We start from the raw sequence: 18,592 nt of genomic DNA on the forward strand, positions 1-18,592 counted from the left end.
CACCACCACAACAGTATCGCGTTTCCTGCTCATAGCTCAAATCTACCTGCCGCAGCAATAAGGTCACACCTACTTTTGATTACCGGGAGGGGAAGGATTTGGAGGGAGGCTGACTATGCAAACATGACGTGATTGTTACCTGAAACTATTTAGTCCCCGGAACTGAAGAGATACGGAGGTTTAAACGAGGAAGGGGGTAGAGGGTTTAGTTCCTGTTCAAATCAACTTGTACTTTATAAACAAAGTCCTCTGTTACATTGGTAAATGAGCAGATCTCTGCGACTGTAAAACGATCCGACAACAGCATATTCCGCACCACTTCATAACTCTTACCACTCGCACCTTTCTCAATACCTTTTTCTATCCCTTTCTCGATACCTTCTTCAATACCTTTCTCAACGCCCTGCCGGTGGCCTATCTTCAGGCCTTCCTGTTTGGCTTTATCAATTAAATATTCTCTGGTTCCCACAGTGGTACTCCTTCCTTGTTTGGCTTTTATCTGTTCTTCAAATTTACGTATCATTTCCGGTTTTTCAAATTCAACGTAGTAGGCGAGAAAGTCGTAAATACCTTCGCGCTCGCTCTTTTTCATACTTCGTTTCATCATCTGTTCATACAGCTCATGTTTGAGTCCGAGCAGTTCTTCATCTCCTGAACTTTCATGTTTGAGCGACAGAAAAGCAGTCAGCACTACCACCGCAAAGGGATTGGGATTCTCCTTAAGATCAGACTCTTCCTGATCAAGTATTTTATAGCTATTGAATTCATACAATAACTTAGTCCCCAGAAATTCCTGCTTATAAAACCTTGGCCGGTATTCTTTATCCTGATCTGCCAGTATCACGATAGCCGTAACGGGAAGTTTGTGTTTCATCTGGATCTTCACATAGTACTCGAACATACGAGTCTCCAGACCTTCCTTGCTTTTGCCAGACTGGGCTTCCACGTGAACCAACACGTATTTCTCCCCGCCCCCTTTCAGCGATACCTGCACCAGTTTATCTACATAGCGAACTCCTTTATTGTGGCGCCTGGGCGGAAACATGGTTTGTAGCTCCTTATCCAGGTACACAAACTTCTTCCTGAAATCAAAGATCTTTTCTGCTTCAGGGAAAAAGAACGTAAGGAAGTGAGGAAAGGTTTGTTCGAGTACCGACTTCCAGAGGGGATCGTCGACAGGTCTTTTCTTTCTTTTTGGAGACATGGCTACTGGTGAAAGTCAAAGCTATAAAGCTTTATGATCTTTAAAAATGACCATGGTCATCTTTTGCAACGGATCTCCCATTTTGGAAGACCTGGTTGGGGAACTGCGGCTCTCTTCCGCTCATTTACCCTCCCCCCTTCTTCAATTGCAGCCTGGCCTGCACATATACCTTCTGGATGTAACCCTGAGGAAGCTTCAGCGCCGCCGCAATTTCCTCAAAGCTGTGCTGAAGGTCGAACCGCATCCGGAGCACCTCAGCCTGCTCTTCATTCAGCTCGCCCTCGTATTTAAGCTGCCGGCGGCCCTGGCAGGCATCGAGCTGCATGCCTCCCGTCACGGCCTTCTTTAGGTGTTCCAGCAAGGTCTCCACCCGGCGGCCTACCGTATAGCTGGAAATTCCCCCGAGGCGCGAGGCGATCTGTTCATAATGAAAAGAATAACGAAGACACAGCTGCAGGAAATACTGCTGTTCACTATCCATGCTCGGAATATAATCCTGGATCTGCTGCCATTGCGCCTGCTCTTCGGCACTGAGTGCATCTTCTTCAAACAGTGCGTACTCCGGCTCGTCCTCCTCTTCGCTGTAACCTGCCAGAAAATCCTGATATCCATCAATGGCATCCAGCTGCACCAGGCTCTTAAAGAATCGCATATCATGCCGCCTGAACCACGCCCGGTACCTCTCCTGCGCCTGCTGCCACAGGAACGCCCACACCTGCTCTTCCTCCCCGATGCGCTGCCGGAAGATCCACAGCCTCAGGAACGCTTCCTGTGCCACCGTGGAAGCCGCAAGGTCATTCTTTGTAATTCTGAACACTCTGTCATGCAGGAGGCGGAAATACCTGGAGTAGTAATATTCAAGCCCTTCTTCTTTCCCCTCCCGCAGTTTTGTTAAATAAGATTGCGGGTAGTACATAACTCAAATCTACCGCCCTCAGCAATAAGGTCACACCCACTTTTGATACCGGGAGGGGAAGGTTTTAAAGGGAGGCTGGCTATGCAAACATGACGTGATTGTTACCTGAAACTAATTAGTCCCCGGAACTGAAGAGATACGGAGGTTTAGACGAGGAAGGGGGTAGAGGGTTTAGTTCCTGTTCAAATCAGCTTGTACTTTATAAACAAAGTCCTCTGTTACATTGGTAAATGAGCAGATCTCTGCGACTGTAAAACGATCCGACAACAGCATATTCCGCACAACTTCATAACTCTTACCACTCGCACCTTTCTCTATCCCTTCTTCAATACCTTTCTCAATACCCTGCCGGTGGCCTATTTTCAGGCCTTCCAGTGTCAATGAAGATTCTTAAAGCATCGGCCTAACACATCATATCCCTTCTCATTCGGATGCAGTCCGTCAGGCATAAACAGGGCGAAATTCAGATCTTCACCGGTCATGAACTTTTCTGTAAAATCAAAAAAACTGTAGCCCTTAGCCTCCGCCATTTTTTGTATCAAGCGGTTTAAACCCGCCAGCCGTTCCAGTTTGTTTTTCCGCGGCAGGATCGCTCCTATATATATCCGCGCGGCCGGTTTACGGTTTTTGACCTGCTGTGCCAGGAAGGCCAGGCCTTCGACGATTTCTTCATCGGTATTTACGGCAAGATTATTCGTCCCAATGTTAATGACGATCTTATCCCCTTCAAAGCGGTCCAGTTCGTCGTGATACACCCGCCAGAGGACGTTTTCGATCCGGTCGTTTCCAAAGCCTGCATTCTGGATCCCTAAAGGAGCCATATATCTCCGCCAGGAAGCCGCGCCCCTGGCTGCCGTCGTCTCTGAAGCAGGCTCTCCACCCCAGTAATGGATAATGGAATTTCCAAAAAGCATCACCCGGGGATTCGTTTTTATGATATTGCGGATGATCTGCTCATGTCTTTTGTTCCAGTCGAATCCGTCGCGGTATTGTTCAACAGGTCTTTGGGTCGGATAAGCTCCGGCCGGCTCATGCAATATTTCCCTGAGTTTTCGTTCATAAGCCACTGCGTACTTCATCATGCCGATGTCGTTGGGGTGCGTCGTTTCGGTAAGGCAGTTGATGTCGAAGCCGATCTCCTTCTCCGTCAGCAGGTACAGATTGCTTATTCCTTCAGCCTGCAGCTTCCTGTAAACGGAGGCAATGAGCATGCTGGCATTGTGCCGGTTATTCAGCAGGGCGGTATCGGTATAAAAAGGAATGTCGCCGTCGGGATACTCAGCGAGGAGAACGGGAACCCCGGGATGAGCGCTGCGAAGTTTAGTAAGACCATAACGGATCCTGTTTTCGACCTCGTCTGGTGCCGAAACCGCTTCCCTGGTGAGGTTGGGCATACAATCGAAGATGTATACCGCAGCGTCAACCTTCGCCATCAGGTCAAATATGGGCTTTTCGAATTTGCCGTTGCCGGAGAAGCCGAGATTAATGATCTCCCGGCCAAGATTGCGGTGGAGGATATTGGTCCAGGCAAAGCCCGGACGCGAAGCCACTGCTCCTTCCATAATGGAGGTACCGTAGGCGACAACCGGCTTCTCTTTTCGTTCGTCAATGAATTCAAGCTGTTCATTTTGCGTTACTCCTATTGAAAGCCATTTGACCGCGTTATACAGGGGGAGATAGAGATAGAAATCGGCCATCTGGCCGGAGGCCACATAAATATCGCGGTAAGAATACACGCAGGTATCGCCGAAGCGGTAACCCGGCGGCGCCCAGTTCCAGGCGCCGTTCTTATCCACAGCGTACAGGTCGAGCCCGCTCACCCCGGTTGAGGGCATGTGCGGCATGGCCAGGCTTTTTCCGGAAAGTCCGTACTTTATAATAAAAGAGCGCGCAGAAGACCGGAAGTGGATATACTCACCGGCGGTGTTCAGCGACAGGTTCCAGACGATTGGCCGGACTTCATCCTTCAGAGCAGCGGGAAGCCGGTGGTAGATACCCGCGCTATCCCTTTGACAAACCCCGTTCACGAAAGACGGGGTATGCCATGAGAGGTCCTGGGCCAGGGATACGAGCGTCTGGCAGAGAAGTAATGCTGCAAGAATGGTCTTTTTCATTATTTGGGGTCTTCTATCCGGTATGAGCTTTTTTCCGTGAATATCCTGCCGAAGAGATCGGTAGCCCTGACTTCTATCTGGTGGACGCCCAGGCCAAGGTCACAGGGCAGGGGTGCCGTCCATAAGTGCCTGCAGTCGGCAGGCTCCGTGGGCCGTCTTCCCTCAAACAACGTATCACTTTCATCCCACTTGAACAGCTGAGACACGTAATACGGGTCAGCATCTTCGCGGTAGCGCATGCGTTTCCATTCGCCGTTATCTATCCGGCATTCCAGTTTGCTCTCCTTATGCCCCATAAAGAAATTAGCATAAACAGAGCCTCGGCCGTCCCACCAGATGGGAGTGAGCACCTTCCGGTGATAAAGGCGGATCTGGTAGTCCGCAGGTTTGCCGGCTACTTTATAATCCGTGGTATACTTGTTTCCCGTGACATTCAGAAAGATGTATCCCCTGGGCACGCCATTGCTCATCATTCCTTCAAGGAAGCCCTTTTCGTTCACTTTTCCCGAGTACCAGTTACCGCAGGTAGCGCCGGCATCGAGCTCATGGTAGGGCTGCACGCCGTTCCAGCCGTCTTCTTTCGTGAAGAAATTCTGGTTAAGCTGATGGGAATGAGCGGCTATAGAGAACACATGAGGGTATTTTTCCAGGATCTTAAAGAACTTACGCCGATCAGGTTCCCTGAAACTGTTCTCATTCACGATATTAAGCGGGCAATGGAAAGCGAGCACCACCAGTTTGCCCGTATCGACAAGACGCAGGTCATTTTTCAGGAACTCGAGTTGCGACGGCCTGAACCCTGCCCACAAGCCGCGTTTATTACCCCTGGGGTCAGGGTAAAGGTTGTCGTTCAGAACGATAACATGCGTTTTCCCGTAATTGAAAGAATAATCAGCTGGCCCGAAAGTGGCCTGAAATGTCTCGTGATTAAGCGAATCGACTCCGCAATCCTGGTTCAGATCGTGGTTGCCGCAGACGTTGTACCAGGGAATACCCACCTTCGCCGTAATGGCTGCATAGTCCTGATGTTGCCGGAGGTCTTCCTGCACCATATCGCCCATGGTAAGTCCGAAGGCTACGTTCTTAATGCCCTTCACCTCCGAAACGATATCATTTTCGTAATGGGCCAGCTCGGTCTCGTCTTTAACCTGCGGATCGCCGAACACCAGCGCCTTAAAGTTATCGGGTTCCTTTTGGGGGATCAGCGCAAAATCTACTGAAGCGGGCAGCGGGCCTGTAGGAGCGACTCCTTTAAATTCAAGAGCGGGAGATCCTTTAGGCTTGTGAATATAATAATACCGCGGCAGGTTCAGCTCGTTCAGCGGGACACGATAACCTGATGGTTTGATCACGAAGATGATATCATCATCGTCTATGGGCAGTTCGTAACGGCCCTTTTTATCGGTAACGGCCACATCTTTTCCATTACTTACGGGTACGCCGGCTATACCGGGTTCGTTTTTCGACCTGAGGCCATTGCCGTCATTGTCTTTATATACAAATCCTGTTACCTTTCCCTGCGCCAGCAGGGAAAGGGGAAAAAACAGGACAAAACTGATTCGTATTAAAAAGTTTCTGTTCATTATTTCGTAGTTTTTAAACTATCATTTTTAATGGGGATTGTACACGGTGTAATCCGTATAAAACGTATCGATAGCTGCTGAATCCGGCTTAAAAGCCGTACGGTACCTGAATGAGAGGTCTTTATTCCAGCCGGGGAGCCGTGTCGTTTCGCGGAACGAAACCGGTCTGCCGGGCACCCGTACAGGCTCTTCGCGGACAGAGGCGGCACTGCCGTCTTCGCGGGTATATCCGATGTCGATAAACACAGCGAGGACGCTGGCGGAGTACCAGGTGATTTCTCCTCCTCTGAATGCCGGAGTGGTGCCCGTCTGCGCCAGATTAAGCCACTGTACCGATTTGACAAGCCGGTTGGCGAGCGTATTCTGAAACGAGGCGCCGTAGGCTTCGCCGATAACCTGTGAGCCGACAGAGCGGTGGCCTGCTGCATCGTAGGTATACACATCGAACGTATACAGACCCTCTTCCATACCCGGAATGATCACCGAAATGGTATCTGTGGAGCTGGTTTTACGGATGGGCACGTTCACCGAATCGGATTTATTGTTCCAGTAAACCTTTGCTCCGACCACTTTAGGGTCGGAAACGATCAGCCAGCGAAGCTTAACGCGGTTCTTTCCGGGAAAGGCCTTCAGACTGTCGGCTTTACCGGGATAAATGAGTTCTCCGCCTTCCAGGTACTGTTTGTAAGAGTCTTCCATCTTATCGCATCCCTGGCAAATGAGCAGCAGGGCGAAAGCTAGCTGAACGAACAGGGTAATCTTAGTCTTTTTCATCATTGATTAAATAATAACCGGTTATTGTCCCAGCTGCCCCCACAGCGACAGTTCATTCATATGCAAAAAGCCGTACTCGCCCTGGATGGAGGCCCAGTTGTCGATATGCTTCCAGGCAAGGTAACGTACGGGAGGAGCGTCCGGCCGGAAGTCGTACTCCATTCCTGCGGCAGCTACGGTGCGGTCGTCGGCTGAGTTTTGCCCGACCGGCAGGCCTGAAGGCTTAACCATAATTTCGTGCGCGAGCTGTACCCAGCTCGCCGGGTCCTGAGGCGTATTGGTGCCCCAGATCTCCCACTCATGCGGGTTTCCGTGGGAAAAATAGATCCCTGAAACAGGACGCTGCCAGATTTTGTAGCGGCTTAACTTAACCGGCTCGCCGAGGTCAAAAGGAATCCATACCGGCAGCTCGAAGGAGGTTTTGGTATGAAAGAAGTTACTCACATTGCCGTCCCACAGGTTCTTAATGGGATAAGCGGTAGAATAATCAACCGCCTCTACCATGTGGTTACCGGAAACCGGCAGCACGCCTGTCTGCGGAACGGGGTAAAGGCCCCGGACATCGCGCCAGCGCGCTTTACTGATTTCTTCCTCATAAACGGGCTTAAGGGTGGTCTTGAGGGTATCGCTGTGATTATCCCAGCGGTCCCTGATGAATATGCCAAATTTGTAAGGCCTGGACTCGAGTCCCCTGACAGCAAACTGATCTTTGGCGAGGCCGCTGTAGTGTGTATCTATTTGCTTCCATTCGCCAAGACTGTCATCCCAGGTAAGCACGCCGATCACCATATTGGAGTTGACTCTTTTCGTGTCAGCGGAGGTATTTTCAAAATTAACGACAATACCGCCGAATGTCTCCTGTGCAGTGAGGGACTGGTAGACCGTGAAGACGGGCGCAGTAAGCGGCTTGATGGTGACTGTGACAGGCGCCGACTCCTTTTCCGAGCGGCTCACTGCGTAAAGGGTCACCTCGCGCTCACTCTCGTCGCCGAAACCTTCCAGCGTAATATTATCGGTAAGATAGGAGGCCTTCGACTCCACCTCACCGCTTTTTAACCTGTAAACCGCCTTCACATAAAGCAGGTTCTCATCTGCCGGCAATACATACGACAGTTTTACAGCACCGGGGAGGTTCTCAACACGAACATCACGCACCGGGCCGGGCGCTCCCCCGCCTTTCGTAAGGGAACTGAACTGATCGTCTGAGCAGGATTGAACTGCGAGGTTCAGCACCAGCAGCAACAGCAGAAAATACGTTCTTTTCATAATAAGCATTGTATTAAACATTCAGTCAACAATTTAACGCCGGGGGCGATCACCATCCGGGATTCTGCACCAGGTTTGAATTGATCTGCATTTCAGATAATTTAATGGGAGCAAAGTAATCGCGCATAGCAAAGCGCTGGGTAAAGAGCAGGACCGGCCGGTAAAACGTCTGCGGGTCTTTCTGATTAATGTCCCAGCCGTAGACGGGAGCATTCAGGTTACCGCTTACGTGCGCCTTCATCCATCTTTTCAAATCCCAGTAACGCTGCCCTTCGAACGCGAGTTCATTCGTCCTTTCCTGGTGTATGATCTCCCGCATATTCGCTTTGTCGAGATAAAACCCGGGTTGAGTGGAATAATGATCCCAGGCATCTTCCACTCCCGGAATTCCGGCCCGTTCCCTTACCTTATTCACCCATTGGGTAACTGAAGTGCTGTAACCGCCGGCTTCATTTAAGGCTTCGGCATATAGTAAATACAGTTCTGACATGCGCATTTCCGGCCAGTTATAGGCGTAGATATTGGCGGCAGGCATTTGCGGTATCTGGAGTGTACGGATATCCACCAATTTCTTTAACTGGTAACCGGTGACGGTATAACCGCTTACCCCGAATGCTGCGGAAAGTTCTCCCGATCTGCCCTGGATATACAAAAGCGCACTGTTCGTGCCGCTTTCAAGGTTTACATCATAATTGTTAGTGGCATTGCCGAACCAGATGCCCCTGTCGAAACCTACAGCAGCATAAAAACGTGGTTCGCGGTTGAAATGCAATCTTACGGTCACCTGCCCTTTCTTCACGTAATAGCGGTCGTTTACCCCGGCGGTTAACAATTCGTCGTCAGCCTTCCCTGACCAATCCTTGTCGTAAACGATAGGGAGGCCTTTATCTGTATAAAATTGCCGTACCATCTTCAGGGTGGGCGCCACAGAGCCTTTCGGCGTCACGCCGTCTCCCCCGCGGTCACCGGCCAGGATCTGCGGCATTGAATACCGCTGGATATCCAAAGGACGACTGTTGGTATTCGCCCAGATCACTTCCTGGTTGTCGTCGCGCTCGGTAAAAGCGGTACGGATATCGAGCTGAGTTTTAATGGTGTCGTTTATTCTGTAAGAGGCGGCGCCCCGGAACTTATGCAGTCCGTAGCCCTGCGCCTCACAAAATTCGATCGCCTCGCGGCAGGCGCCGGCCGCCTTTTGCCACTTCCCGGGGTCGGGAGCCGTGTTAAAAAGTTCCCGGCCACGATTATCCTTTAGTGTAAAGAAGCCGGGACTGCCGCCGTTAAACAGCGGGCTGGCTGCGGTAACGAGCACCCTGGCCTTCACTGCCAGTGCAATGGCCCTGGTAATACGTCCCTGTTCGGTGTTTTCGAGGCCGTTAATATTATCAGGCAGCGCATCGTTGGCTATAGCCTCATCAAGCAGCTCTGTAATATAATTAAAGCAGGTGTCGAGCGGCTCCCGGTAGACTTTAACATCGCCTGCAGACGCCTCGAGCGGCATATTGGTTTTAATGAGCGGAATCGGCCCGTACATCCTGACCAGGAAGAAATTATAGTATGCTTTTAAGAACTTGACCTCGGCAGTCCACCGCTGTTTTTCATACTCATCCAGGTCGACCACTTTATCCACATTCTCAAGGAACGTGTTGCAGTCGCGTATCGCCTGAAAATAGGGCTTGCCGGCGTTCGCCCCTGTCCAATAGTCTGCCAGGGGATTCTGTACGTTCTGCAGCCCTTTGGCTTCATTCCATATGGTCTCAGAAAACCCGCCTGCAGGATTCATATACCAGACCTCGTCGGCGGCATTGAATCCGGAATTCGTGTTGGGATGCCCGTCTTCGGGAAGGTAGGAATAACAGGTATACAGATACCGCAGGGCCGAGGATCTCAGATGGAAGGCATAGTCGATCGTCGCCACGTTATCCGGAATGACGTCGAGATATTTCTGACATGCGCTGAATGTTATCGTGATCAGCACCATAACAATTATTCGAATAGCTTTCATTGAAAAATGATATTTAGAAATCTAACTGTACCCCTAAATTGAATACGCGCTGAATGGGATAACCAAGGCCGTTCCCGGCCATTTCCACATCCCAGTATTTAAAGCCGCTGAGGGTGAGCAAATTGGTTGCAGAACCATAGACCCTGAACCTGTCGGCTCCAATGCGCCGTATGAGTGTCTTTGGAAATGTATAGCCAAGTTCGACGCTCTTCAGCCTCAGGAACGCACCGCTGCGCATAAACCAGGTGCTGGGCTGATTGCTGTTGCTGTTATAGGTTGCAGAGAGGCGGGGCCATACCGCATATAAATCGCGGTTCTCTTCAGACCAGTGACTGTCTGCATAGACTTTCAGCAGCTGGTTCTCGAGGGTCTTACCCGCCAGAAAGCCATCTCTCACCTCCTGATCAGACCTGTAATTAACAAAAGGGGATGTGGCGTTCACATCTATCCAGAAAGATGACCTTGCCGAGCCCTGCATGAACGCGGAGAAGTCGACCGACTTATACCTGGTGGAAAAACCAAAGCCATAAACGATCTCGGGAATGGTAGGGTAACCTATAGCGACCTGGTCGAGCGAATTGATCAGACCGTCCCGGTTTACATCCCTGTACTTGATGTCTCCACCGCGGGTGACGAAGGTGCCGAAGTTCTGTACGGGAGAGCTGTTCACTTCCTCGTCGTCTACAAAAAGGCGCTCAGCAATGTAGCCCCACCTCTGTGAGATTGGATGGCCCTGGCGGTAGAGCCAGGGTTCCGCGTAAGCGGGCTCCTCATAGGCTTCGTACTTATTCTTTGAGTAAGTGAAATTACCGCGCAGGGAGAGATAAAGATCTTTGCCGAAATTATTGGAATAATCCAGCTGGATGTCAGTTGAACGGGACCGGGCTTTACCCACGTTGGCCTTTGGCGTAACCTGCAGGCCCATGGTCGACGGGATGGATCTGCGGTCCATTAAAATATTATACCGGTGGTCCGTGTAGTACTCCGCAATCATATTGAACTTCCCGGCGAGACCCAGCTCCAGTCCCAGAGTGGTATTTCTGGAAGTTTCCCAGGTAATGTCGGGATTCGCGTAACGGCTGATACTATAACCCGGGCCTCCGGTACCTGCGCTGTTTCCGAAGTAGTATCCATATCCCTTCTCGTTCATCTGCACTTCCGAAAGATAAAAGAAGCGATCGCTGGCGCTGCCAATGGCATCGTTACCCACCAGGCCGAGATTGGCCCTGACCCTCAGTTTGCTGATGGCTGGCAGGAGCGGCTTAAAGAAGCTCTCGTTGGAAATGGCCCATGCAACACCTGCCGACGGGAAGAAGCCGTACCGGTTCTTCTCCGAGAAACGCTCCGATCCATTATAACCGAAGTTAAATTCAAAGAAGTAGCGGCTGTCGTAATTATAAGTGGCGCGCCCGGAGAGCCCCAGGTTCCTGGAAGGCAGCGACTGCTGCAACGTGGCTGCATTACTTTCCGTCTCCGAACGCATCACCAGGATCGTCATGGCAGAAACATTGTGCTTATCAGCGAATGAGTGATTATAGTTCAGTGCAGTCTGCAGATGAAACGACGCGGTGACGGTCTTTTCAGCAGGTTTGAAATCGAGGTAATCTGTTCCTTTGGTGGATGAAGCCGGATCGTCGTTCAATACGGTGAGCTGATACGCATCTGTCAGCTTATCATAGTAACTGAGCCAGTAATAGAAGGGATTATACTGCCTGGTGGTAGAGGCAAAGGCGCGGCGGTTGGTATTCATCATCCCGTTGAACGTTAAGCCCTCGGTAATAAAATGGAGGTTCTGATTAAGTTCCAGCTGAGCGACCATCAGAGAGCGGCTATAGTCCTTATACCCTTTTACCATTTCGGCATAGGGGTTAACAGCCGTTCCTGCTTCCGTGTTGCCGAATTTAATATGATTGAGGTCTTTTTCTCCGGGAAGCAGGGGATAATATGGCAGGAACCGCGCCTGAGGGGTGCGCATCACCATTTTATAAATATCCTGTCCGCTGGAGATCGGACCGCCGTAATCATCGAAGTTACCATTTAACCTTACGCCTACTTTAGTAGATTTCGATATATTAATATCGACGTTCGCACGGAGGTTATACGTATTGAGCTTAATATTCGAATTGAAGTTATTCCGCTTGTCGACATTCAGCATCCCGTTGTCGTTGTTATAAGTACCGGATACGTAATACGTTGCGGCCTGCCCTCCCCCGCTCAGGTTAAAATTATACCTCTGGTTCATGCTGTTATTCTTGAACAGGGCCGACTGCCAGTCGACTACCGGAAAGGCTACGGGGTTGGTACCGGCGATCGTATTATCGATCTGTGCCGGAAGGTAGGTGATCTTACCCAGGGGATCCCTGGTTAAAACAGCCTCGGTATGCAGCCTCATATACGTAACAGGATCGGCCAGTCCGACGTCGCGGGTAGAGGAAGAAATAGAATTTTCGCCCCTGAAATTAATTTTGGGAGTCCCTTCCTTCCCTCCTTTCGTGGTCACCAGGATCACACCGTTGGCCCCCCTTGCACCGTATACCGCGCTGGCGGTGGCATCTTTCAATATGGAAAATTCTTTAATATCGTCGGGCTGCAGCCGGGCCAGGTCGGTAGTGGTGTATTCAATACCGTCGATCAGGATAAGAGGCGACTGGCGGTATCCAAACGTTGTGGCACCCCGTATAAAGAACTGTGCATCGTCGGCTCCGGGTTCCCCGCTCCGCTGATACGCGATAATACCGGCAACTCTTCCAGCAAGCGCGGTGGTCAGGTTACTGGAAGGCACCTTGAGCTCCGATGGGTTGATCGTGGTAATGGAACCGATAACCGACTCTTTCTTTTGCGTGCCGTAGCCTACCACCACCACTTCCTCCAGGTCGCTGCGGTTGACCACCATCTTAATATCAATCACTTTCCGGCCATTCACAGGTGCTTCTACCGTTTTGAATCCCACCATACTGAACATCAGCGTGACATCGCCCGGCGGCAGTTCAAGGACGTACTTTCCATTGAGGTCGGTGGTGGTGCCGACAGACGATTTTCCTTTTACCATAACCGAAACACCGGGAAGAGGCCCTATAGAATCGGCGACTGTACCAACAACCGTGCGGTCCTGCAGCGTTGTCACTTTGGTATAAGCAGTAACAGGCCTTGTCGACCGGATCGTTATGGTACCCGTACGTTTGTGGTATTCGATGCCTTTATCTTTGAAAAGTTCATCGAGCACACCATCAAGGTCCGCGTTCTTCACCTGCAATGAAACGGGAGCGATCTGCTCCATAATTTTTTCATTATAGAGAAAGCGGTAGCTGGTTTGCCGCTCAAGCTCGTTGAAGACCTCTCTGATGCTGGCTTGCTTTACGGAAAGAGTAATTAATTGGGCCCTGCCTGCGGCGCTCACGCCCAGGGTCAGTACCGTAGTTAAAACCAAAACCAGTTTCATTATCCTTATTATTAAGGGCCATTTAATTGTGCTGGTCAAAGCAAGTCTAAAACCTGCCTGTCCCAGGTTTTTGACTTGTATCAAATATTTCATACTTTAGTCACGAATGAGGGTTAACTAATTTGAATTGTTACGATTCTGTGGTTTTACCCTTCTTATAAGCCGGAGGTGGTGGTGCACTTCCGGTTTTAAAGGGCTTCTGTGCGTGTGTCTTCGTTCTATCCCATAAATTTTGCTGATTTATTTCTCCTGTTTACCATTTATTACCGTTATATCCCTGCCGTTGATCTCAAATTGCAGGCTGCTTACGTCAGACAACATTTGCAATACAGCGCCCAGGGTAGAATTTCTGGGCATACTGCCGCTGTAAAGTTCAGGGAGCATTTTTCCGTTATAATGTACCTTTACCTGGTACCAGCGTGAAAGCTGGTCCATGATGGTTTCTATATTGTCCTGGTCGAACATGAAATATCCGTTCTTCCAGGCAGATATTTTCCCGGTATTTACAGGAAGAACCGAGATCCCCGAGGACTTGCAAACGGCCTGTTCGCCAGGTTCGAGCATTTCTTCTGTAAGGGATCCGGAAACCTTTACCGATCCGTCGACCAGCGTGGTCCTGGTTTCCCCGGAATAGGCGGAGACATTGAACCTGGTGCCGAGCACTTTAACTGTTTCTGTCCCGGCTTCTACATAAAAAGGCCGCTTAGCATCTTTTGCGACATCGAAAAAGGCCTCGCCTTCAAGAAAAACGCGTCGTTCTTTCTTTCCGAACTGAGCAGGAAACTTGAGTGCAGACAATGAATTTACCCAAACCTTCGTACCATCGGGCAGCACCACTTTATATTGCCCTGAACCGGGGACTCTGATGACCGTAAAGGAAGAGGAAGAACGCGCTGCCAGACCGCTGAACCGTATTTCGCCTTTATTTGAATGAAACAACGTCTGTCCGTCTGTACCTGAAGCTTGTTCAGTATCATCCAGCGAAATTGTCTCACCGCCGGGAAGCTCCAGGGCAGCTTTGTTCCCTCCCGGCAATACATCGTTCTTAAAACCGTAGGAATTCTCATTTATGACACCACGGTCACGGCTGGTCCCGTACCAGAGAACAGATGCAGCAGTAGCGATGGCGAGTATAGCCACATAGCGCAGCCATCGCCAGTTTCGGGGGTGTTTTACATCATCCTGCACAGGAAAAGCCCTGGCCGAGACTTTCTCCCAGGCATCCTGCGTATCCAGGCTTTCCATATACCTCAGCCGGCTTTTCGGAACTGTTGTATATTTATAGTAATCCAGCAATTCCTGCTTTTCCGGATCGGCCTCTACCGATTTCAGAAATTCACGCTCTTCTTCAGAGCTCAGTTCCATCCTGAGATACTTCAGCAATAAACCGGAAAAATCAAACGCTTCCTGTTCGTTCATCTACCTGTAATTTTCGCTTTAATCCTAAGAAACGGAAAGGCGCAAAGTGGGTGGAATGGAGAAGGAATTTTTTTAAAAAAACAAAAGGGGGAGCAGCAATACGAGAGCCTGGGGACTAAGGTGGTCTCTCAGCAAAGACAATGCGCGCTGTTTCTGGCTTTTAACCGTATTTACGCTGATGCGAAGTTTCTGAGCGATCTGAGGATTGTTGAGCCCTTCAAAAAAGCCAAGCCTGATCACCATAGAGCAGCCATCGGGGAGCCGGCTCAGCGCCTGATGGATTTCTCCGATGACCTCCGAGTGTACCATCATATTCAGCGCATGCTTTTCTTCTATAGAGGGAAGGCCGTGATTCGCCTCGTACTTTCCGGCAACTTTACTATCCCTGATCGCATTCAGGCAGGCGTTTTTCACTGAATTATAGAGGAAGCTCTTTATTGATTCAGGCCGCCCGGAGACCATGCTTCTCCTTTCGAGATAGGCGACGAAAACATCCTGAACGATGTCTTCAGCGGTATCCGGATCATTAACAAAGCGCATGGCAAAATCGCATAACCGGGGATAATGGCTTTCGAACAACACCTTGTAAGCTAACACGTCATCATGAATTTCAGAGCCCGCCATAGTATATGCTTTTTTTGATCACGGCAAGCAAAGTGTGCGTTGCCTGATTTCGGCTCCTAAGGTATAGGGACGATGTTAGTAAGGTATTAAGTTATGGTTAAAATACGTCAGCCGGTTTCTGCGGTGATATATTGTTCAACAAGCCGCCCGCGGATAACGGACGGCTTGCGACTCAAAATTCTTTAATAAGCATACTGCTTCAGCGTCACCTCCTTCTCAGATCCCGTCCAGCCGTTCAGTTCACAAAATTGCAGGGTATATCCTTTATCAGACCAGATAATGGTCCGTCCGTCAATAAATGCTGCCTTATCTGCTTTACCTCTTGGAATGACAGCAAGCTTCAGCATCTGGCCGTTCTCTGCATTAAATTCACCGTAAATTCCGTTAAAAGAAGCCATCCCCTTGTCTGCATTTGCAATGAATCTCACCACATCCCCGGTCCTGTTCAGTTCGGCTTTTCCGTAAGACGCTGCAGGTCCTTTAACATAAAACCTATTAGGCAGAACTAGCTGATAGTTCAGTGTCAGATCCTTACCAAATGAGCTGACCACCTCCGAACTGTAATTATAGTTGGCACTGTTTCCTCCAACAAGTACCGTCTCCGAACCTGTCGTTACCAGAACGCGGTCCCCGAACACACGAAGCGAATGCAGGGCAACACTTTCCGAAGACCCCATATCCACCTGGTCTACATCTTTATTGATCTCTTTAAACTGCTTTTTCAACTCCTTTAGCTTGTCGTTTGTAAACAGCTGTTCCGCGATGCGCGACGTACCATCCGCAAAGTTGAGTTTAGATAGCAGCAAGGTGGTGCCTTTACCGGCGTTGACCATCATAGCCCAGTATACGGATAAGGGATTCGTTCCGTCGCATTCGGAAAGCACCTCTTCTTTTACGCCTTCTGCTGCCAGCAAATTCTTAAGTTCCCCTCCAAGAGACTGGTCGATCGTTTTTGCAGCTTCTTTGGCGCCTTCTTCGTACCGGCTGATCTGGAAACTGGCTTTATCCTTCATCGTGAAGAGAAACACATCTCCATTCTCATTCGATACAGACTTGAAATACCTCCCCCTGGACAGTACAGGGTCAACTCTCTTGGTTTCGAGCTTTTCATTCACACTAATTAGTGCAAAGCCCTGCAGGTTGCTGGCCTGGTCTTCAAGCCTCTTCATCGTAACCAGCGACCCGATTCCCGGCAATCCAATATGCACTTTCCGTTTAACAGACGTTACGCGAACGGAAAACTTAAAGAACTTCCCGGATTCAGACGTATAGAATTGCGGGTATTCCATAAAATCCTTACTTCCGTTGTAAATTTCCTTCTGCATCAGCACCTTCCCGCTTGCCGGGTCGATCAGGAATGCCAGGTACTGATTCGTGTAGCTTTTAAAATAGGACTTATCCGTAGCCGCCGCTACAATCACTTTATCGCCAAGCCTGGCAATACAAAACGGCTCTCCGCTTATGGCGGTTTTCCATTTAAACTGGTAGTCGGGTGTAAGGGAAACAACAGCATAATTCTCCCCTTTATTATCTCCTGTAAGCGCTATAGTGGTCCCGTTTCCAAAATTCACCACAGCAGCCTCAGCTTTACCAGTAAACCGGTTGTTATTAATCCTGAACTTGACGTCTGGAATGGTTTTTAGTTCCGTCTGGGCATTTGCAAAAAACGCAAGAAGGGCAAGGGCCGGCAAGAGCACCGGTCGAAGGTTAAATTTCATGATTGTGATTGTTTAAAGTTGAATAAGCGTTAAATTTCACGCTAAAATAACTTTATTAAACTTTATTAGAAAGCGCCAGGTTTCTTTTTATACGGTGCGTTAGCCACGTGATGAGGCCCTTTACAAATAGAGCAGATTTGCCGGATCCTGGCGGTTGTCCCAGAACACGACAACACATTTATGTGTATCGCTTTCTTTGGAGTAAGGATAAAGTAGTGGATTCTCACAAATATAGTTTATTACTTTTTCTGTTCGGCTTATAAAAGCTTCTATCTCTTTGACAGTCCACTTTTCATTCAGATACTCTAAAACATGGTAATACGTAATCCGAGCTGTGGGAGACCAGATGACAGAGTAACTCATTTTATCGGTTAAGATAACGGTTCTTCATTTCTTCCATAACCTGAGCATGAGGAATACCTTCGCCACGGTCAAGTTCTGCTTTTGCTTTATTTACCGCTTGTTTTACTTCCGCAGGTAGTTCGGCCCAGAAATCTCCCTCCGACAGGCCAACCAATGACTTGATTTCATTAAGCAGAATCTCATCATTGCTTTGAATGATCTTTTCTACTATTCTATATTTTAATGAAATATCCATACTAACAGCTTCCCTAATGGCAACATTTTTCATTCAGGCATTGCAGTAACTTGGATTGCAAGGTTTTTAATCCTTATTATGCACCATGAACCTATTTTCAAATTTACAAATTTCCTGCCAATTAAGGAATATGTTTAAATGATTCCTGTTTATTAACCAGGTTTTTAAAATGGACGGTATAGCTTTTAGCAAGCCAGATGACGCGGATACCTTTTCCATAGATGCTTGCTTTCAAAATAAGAGGCTAGCTCGCTCTTCTCATCAAAATCAGGCGGTAACTTAACTGCCCCGGCTAATCTCTTCAGCTTGGGAGAAAGCTGCCTCGTTTCGTGATGATCTTCCGTCAGGGTCTCTAAATACTTTTCAATTAGCTCTGACAAACTTCTCCCCGTTTGTTTTGCATAAGACCTGGCTTTCTTAATTACTGCCTCTTCAACGGTTAATGTTAATCTCGCCGCCGCCATAACACGTGCATTTAGAACAAAGATACACATGTCTTTTTGTATAGGAAACAGCCTGCAACACTGACTATCCCCACCAGCCCAACCCACCAGTAACCCGTCCATCCTTTTCTTTCTACTTGCTTTGTTTTAGCAGATTGCGCGCTCCCGCTCTTTTGTTGTCCGCTACTGTCGCTCTTCAGCGAGATCTTTAACGTCTGCACAGTTTTCAGCGAATCCCGCTGGGAGGAACTGGTTTTCATACGCCCGCTAATCCTGATGCTGGACGCTGTTCCCGTAAAACCCTCCGCCGGAGAATAATGAAACAGCCCCGAGGGAATAATCTCGGTAATAAACTGATGATCGGACGAATCCCGCAATACCAGCACTCGCCCCTGCTGAAGGACGCTGCTGATATCGGAGCTTTGAGAAGCTTTGCGGCTGCTTTCGGCAGTATGGCCGGAACGCTCCTGCCGGATGTTCTTCAGAACA

General features: G+C 49.3%; 15 protein-coding genes. All 15 read right to left on the minus strand.

Annotated elements, in window-relative coordinates:
• Nucleotides 1–205: 205 nt before the first annotated feature.
• Nucleotides 206–1,204 carry an RpnC/YadD family protein gene (locus DDR33_RS23480; RefSeq protein ID WP_109418250.1) on the minus strand — a complete coding sequence of 333 codons (999 nt, stop codon included), beginning with the start codon at nt 1,202–1,204 and terminating at the stop codon, nt 206–208.
• Between the two features lie 124 nt (nt 1,205–1,328).
• Entirely contained in the window at nt 1,329–2,120 is a 792-nt protein-coding gene (locus tag DDR33_RS23485; RefSeq protein ID WP_109418251.1) for a sigma-70 family RNA polymerase sigma factor, read from the minus strand.
• A gap of 171 nt (nt 2,121–2,291) precedes the next feature.
• A complete protein-coding gene (locus DDR33_RS23490; RefSeq protein WP_109418252.1) occupies nt 2,292–2,501 on the minus strand; it encodes a hypothetical protein in 210 nt (69 codons plus the stop codon).
• Nucleotides 2,498–4,234 (minus strand): SGNH/GDSL hydrolase family protein, encoded by a 1,737-nt coding sequence (locus tag DDR33_RS23495; protein ID WP_109418253.1) that lies wholly within the window; start codon nt 4,232–4,234, stop codon nt 2,498–2,500. The genes DDR33_RS23490 and DDR33_RS23495 overlap by 4 nt, the downstream gene beginning before the upstream one ends.
• Nucleotides 4,234–5,817, minus strand: a complete 1,584-nt coding sequence (locus DDR33_RS23500) for a calcineurin-like phosphoesterase C-terminal domain-containing protein (protein ID WP_109418254.1) — start codon at nt 5,815–5,817, stop codon at nt 4,234–4,236. The genes DDR33_RS23495 and DDR33_RS23500 overlap by 1 nt, the downstream gene beginning before the upstream one ends.
• Nucleotides 5,818–5,844: 27 nt before the next feature.
• Nucleotides 5,845–6,594: a DUF4998 domain-containing protein gene (locus DDR33_RS23505; RefSeq protein WP_109418255.1), complete on the minus strand. Its 750-nt coding sequence runs from the start codon at nt 6,592–6,594 to the stop codon at nt 5,845–5,847.
• 18 nt (nt 6,595–6,612) lie between these two features.
• The gene (locus DDR33_RS23510; RefSeq protein ID WP_109418275.1) at nt 6,613–7,857 is read right to left on the minus strand and encodes a DUF5000 domain-containing lipoprotein; all 1,245 of its coding nucleotides are present in this window, start codon (nt 7,855–7,857) and stop codon (nt 6,613–6,615) included.
• A gap of 49 nt (nt 7,858–7,906) precedes the next feature.
• Complete coding sequence (locus tag DDR33_RS23515) at nt 7,907–9,862, minus strand: RagB/SusD family nutrient uptake outer membrane protein (protein ID WP_109418256.1); 1,956 nt, start codon at nt 9,860–9,862, stop codon at nt 7,907–7,909.
• 13 nt (nt 9,863–9,875) lie between these two features.
• A complete protein-coding gene (locus DDR33_RS23520) occupies nt 9,876–13,301 on the minus strand; it encodes a TonB-dependent receptor (protein ID WP_202913830.1) in 3,426 nt (1,141 codons plus the stop codon).
• A gap of 240 nt (nt 13,302–13,541) precedes the next feature.
• On the minus strand, nt 13,542–14,720 hold the full coding sequence (locus DDR33_RS23525) for a FecR family protein (RefSeq protein WP_109418258.1): 1,179 nt from the start codon (nt 14,718–14,720) through the stop codon (nt 13,542–13,544).
• 72 nt (nt 14,721–14,792) lie between these two features.
• Nucleotides 14,793–15,344: an RNA polymerase sigma-70 factor gene (locus DDR33_RS23530; protein WP_109418259.1), complete on the minus strand. Its 552-nt coding sequence runs from the start codon at nt 15,342–15,344 to the stop codon at nt 14,793–14,795.
• A 182-nt stretch (nt 15,345–15,526) separates the two neighbouring features.
• The gene (locus DDR33_RS23535; RefSeq protein ID WP_109418260.1) at nt 15,527–17,062 is read right to left on the minus strand and encodes a hypothetical protein; all 1,536 of its coding nucleotides are present in this window, start codon (nt 17,060–17,062) and stop codon (nt 15,527–15,529) included.
• A gap of 364 nt (nt 17,063–17,426) precedes the next feature.
• Nucleotides 17,427–17,693, minus strand: a complete 267-nt coding sequence (locus DDR33_RS23545; RefSeq protein WP_202913831.1) for a hypothetical protein — start codon at nt 17,691–17,693, stop codon at nt 17,427–17,429.
• 152 nt (nt 17,694–17,845) lie between these two features.
• Nucleotides 17,846–18,124, minus strand: a complete 279-nt coding sequence (locus tag DDR33_RS23550; protein WP_109418262.1) for a DUF6364 family protein — start codon at nt 18,122–18,124, stop codon at nt 17,846–17,848.
• An 11-nt stretch (nt 18,125–18,135) separates the two neighbouring features.
• Nucleotides 18,136–18,592, minus strand: a 457-nt coding sequence (locus DDR33_RS26055; RefSeq protein ID WP_158280848.1) for a hypothetical protein, incomplete at its 5' end; no start/stop codon positions are given.

The sequence above is a fragment of the Pararcticibacter amylolyticus genome (assembly GCF_003130405.1).
Classification (GTDB): domain Bacteria; phylum Bacteroidota; class Bacteroidia; order Sphingobacteriales; family Sphingobacteriaceae; genus Arcticibacter; species Arcticibacter amylolyticus.

Bases quoted from the DNA above. Each gene is read 5' to 3' on its own strand.
- DDR33_RS23480 (WP_109418250.1), bottom strand. From the start codon at position 1,204: ATGTCTCCAAAAAGAAAGAAAAGACCTGTCGACGATCCCCTCTGGAAG.
- DDR33_RS23485 (WP_109418251.1), bottom strand. From the start codon at position 2,120: ATGTACTACCCGCAATCTTATTTAACAAAACTGCGGGAGGGGAAAGAA.
- DDR33_RS23495 (WP_109418253.1), bottom strand. From the start codon at position 4,234: ATGAAAAAGACCATTCTTGCAGCATTACTTCTCTGCCAGACGCTCGTA.
- DDR33_RS23500 (WP_109418254.1), bottom strand. From the start codon at position 5,817: ATGAACAGAAACTTTTTAATACGAATCAGTTTTGTCCTGTTTTTTCCC.
- DDR33_RS23505 (WP_109418255.1), bottom strand. From the start codon at position 6,594: ATGATGAAAAAGACTAAGATTACCCTGTTCGTTCAGCTAGCTTTCGCC.
- DDR33_RS23510 (WP_109418275.1), bottom strand. From the start codon at position 7,857: ATGAAAAGAACGTATTTTCTGCTGTTGCTGCTGGTGCTGAACCTCGCA.
- DDR33_RS23515 (WP_109418256.1), bottom strand. From the start codon at position 9,862: ATGAAAGCTATTCGAATAATTGTTATGGTGCTGATCACGATAACATTC.
- DDR33_RS23520 (WP_202913830.1), bottom strand. From the start codon at position 13,301: ATGAAACTGGTTTTGGTTTTAACTACGGTACTGACCCTGGGCGTGAGC.
- DDR33_RS23525 (WP_109418258.1), bottom strand. From the start codon at position 14,720: ATGAACGAACAGGAAGCGTTTGATTTTTCCGGTTTATTGCTGAAGTAT.
- DDR33_RS23530 (WP_109418259.1), bottom strand. From the start codon at position 15,344: ATGGCGGGCTCTGAAATTCATGATGACGTGTTAGCTTACAAGGTGTTG.
- DDR33_RS23535 (WP_109418260.1), bottom strand. From the start codon at position 17,062: ATGAAATTTAACCTTCGACCGGTGCTCTTGCCGGCCCTTGCCCTTCTT.
- DDR33_RS23545 (WP_202913831.1), bottom strand. From the start codon at position 17,693: ATGAAAAATGTTGCCATTAGGGAAGCTGTTAGTATGGATATTTCATTA.
- DDR33_RS23550 (WP_109418262.1), bottom strand. From the start codon at position 18,124: ATGGCGGCGGCGAGATTAACATTAACCGTTGAAGAGGCAGTAATTAAG.